Origin of the sequence: Pseudomonas sp. 22082 (genome assembly GCF_052046055.1) — a bacterium.
GTDB classification, from domain to species: Bacteria; Pseudomonadota; Gammaproteobacteria; order Pseudomonadales; family Pseudomonadaceae; genus Aquipseudomonas; species Aquipseudomonas pharyngis.
Genome location: NZ_JBQEQB010000051.1, coordinates 1 through 939 on the forward strand (window position 1 = coordinate 1; position 939 = coordinate 939).

Below are 939 nucleotides of genomic sequence, written 5' to 3' on the forward strand. Positions count from 1 at the left end.
CCGTTCGACAGGGTTACGGTCACCGGCGTACCCGCCGGGTTGGTCAGGGTCGCGGTGTAGACGATCGAGCCACCCTCGGCCACCGAGCCAGTGGCGCTCAGGGTCAGGTTGGTGGTGTCGACGGTGTCAGTCACGGTGGTGCTGACCGGGGTTTTGTCAGCCACGAGGTTTTCGTAGTTACCGCCAGTCACGCCAGTGATCGCGTTGGTCAGCGGCGCATGGCCGTTGAGCGCATCGTTCGGCGCGGTGGTGGTCACGGTACCCGTGGTTTTACCGACTTCGATGGTGATCGACTGACCATTGGCCAGGGTCACGGTCACAGGCGAACCGGTGACAGGCGCACCGACAGTCGCGGTGTAAGTAACGGTGCCGCCTTCCGCCGCCGACTCGGTCGCGGTGAGTTTCACCGTGGTGGTATCGATGGTGTCGGTGACGTTGGTTACGGCCGGAACGGTGCTTGGCACCAGGTTCTCGAAACCACCGCCAGTAGCGGTCGAAATGGTTGCCTCGACTTTGTCGGCGTCCTTGTAGACGTCATCTTTCGGCGCGTCGACGGTCACGGTGCCGGTGGTTTTGCCCGCTTCGATGGTGATGACGGAGCCGTTGCTCAACGTCACGGTCACCGGAGTGCCGGCCGGGTTGGTCAGGGTGGCGGTGTAGGTGATCGAGCCACCTTCGGCCACGGTGCCGGTCGCAGTCAGCGTCAGGTCGGTGGTGTCGACGGTGTCAGTTACGGTAGTGCTGACCGGCGTTTTGTCGGCTACGAGATTTTCGTAGTTACCGCCGCTCACGCCAGTGATCGCGTTGGTCAGCGGTGTGTGACCGTTCAACGCGTCGTTCGGCGCGGTGGTGGTGATGGTGCCGGTGGTCTTGCCGACCTCGATGGTGATCGACTGACCATTGGCCAGAGTCACGGTCACAGGCGAACCGGTCACAGGC

1 protein-coding gene is annotated in these 939 nt (G+C 63.2%); it reads right to left on the minus strand.

Features of this window, described 5'->3' with window-relative positions; genetic code table 11:
• On the minus strand, nucleotides 1-920 hold a 920-nt coding region (locus ACTJK9_RS29555), incomplete at its 3' end, for an immunoglobulin-like domain-containing protein (RefSeq protein ID WP_440817856.1).
• Between the last annotated feature and the right edge of the window lie 19 nt (nucleotides 921-939).